This is a genomic window from Campylobacter sp. W0066.1, from assembly GCF_024723635.1.
Taxonomy (GTDB): Bacteria; Campylobacterota; Campylobacteria; order Campylobacterales; family Campylobacteraceae; genus Campylobacter_D; species Campylobacter_D lari_C.
In genome coordinates this window covers 1-1,236 of sequence record NZ_JANQCW010000042.1, presented here as the reverse complement: position 1 = coordinate 1,236, position 1,236 = coordinate 1, and the positions used below count along the sequence as shown (strand labels likewise).

The following is a 1,236-nucleotide window of genomic DNA, read 5'->3' as shown; positions in this document are numbered from 1 at the left end:
GTAAGTTAAAAGCAGCACAAAGAAGAAAACAAGTAAATAAACAACAAGTATTTTTAAAAGAAGTTCAAGCACAACAAAAAGAAGCTAAAAAAGTTTTAGCAAATATGGAAAAAAAGATACAAAAATTAAATGGCATTGATAAATTAAGCAATAAACAAAAAGGAAATTATGGCGAAGCTAAAATGCATTTGCATTATTTAAATCAAGGCTATAAAAGAATTAGCTTAAACAAAGTTCAAGGACTTGATGATAAAATTCATCAAGGAATTGATGGAATTTATTATAACCCCAATAAAAATCCAAAATATATCATCGCAGAAGCTAAGTTTGGAACAAGCAAGTTAAATAGAAATCAAAAAACCAAACAGATGAGTAATAGTTGGATATTAGAAGAGGACAAAAATAGACTTGGTGTTGCAGATGAAGAACATAGAGAAAAGATAAAAGAACTTCTTGAAAAAAATAGCAATGAAATCAGAAAAGATTTATTTCATGTTGATGAAGGAGGTAAAGAAACCATTCATTATTTAGATAAAGATGCAAATAAAATTAAAAAAACCTAAAGGATAGAAAATGGTAAGAGATGCTAAGAAAGATGAAGCGTATTTTACTGAACATATAATAAAGTGTGAAGAAGATATCAAGAAATCCGAAAAAATATTTTTAGAACTTCCTTTTGGAGATAGACAAACTTGTATTTTTTGTATAGAAGATAGAAAAAAATGTATTGCTTTAGATAAATACTCTCGTGGTGATGATATAAACATAGTTAAAAAAGATTTAGAAGCACTTATGCTATTAAAAGAAAAAAATCGTTTAGAAACAGGATTGGATATTGGCTATTACAGGGGAAATGCTATTGAACTTTGCGTTAGAGTATTATTAGATATGGATACTACTTGTTTGCTAGAATTAATAGAAGAAGATGAGAGAAAAAGAAGGGATATACTCAATAGAGATTGGTTTTTACATTTTATAGGTTCTAAGGGTAAGAATTTAAATTTAGAACGCAAATGTGCTTGCAAAGAACATGAACTGATTAAAGAATTTATAGCCACACAAGATATTGAGTTTTTACATAAATATATGAAAAAACATACAAGGTTAAGGGATCCTTTAGATACCTGGGATCTTGAAGGTGCTGCAATTGTAAAACTAATGAATTTGGATAAAGAAGAATTTAAACAGTATAAATACTTTCCTTATGATTTAATATAATCTTAGTGGGTTTAAAAA

1 protein-coding gene and 1 pseudogene are annotated in these 1,236 nt (G+C 27.4%); both read left to right on the top strand.

Annotated elements, in window-relative coordinates:
• Nucleotides 1-563: pseudogene (locus CAMP18497_RS08185) on the top strand (hypothetical protein); the annotation flags it as partial.
• Nucleotides 564-573: 10 nt separating this feature from the next.
• Nucleotides 574-1,218, top strand: a complete 645-nt coding sequence (locus CAMP18497_RS08180) for a PoNe immunity protein domain-containing protein (RefSeq protein WP_337213742.1) — start codon at nt 574-576, stop codon at nt 1,216-1,218.
• Nucleotides 1,219-1,236: the final 18 nt, after the last annotated feature.

Coding starts and splice junctions, on each gene's coding strand:
- CAMP18497_RS08180 (WP_337213742.1), top strand. CDS start 574: ATGGTAAGAGATGCTAAGAAAGATGAAGCGTATTTTACTGAACATATA.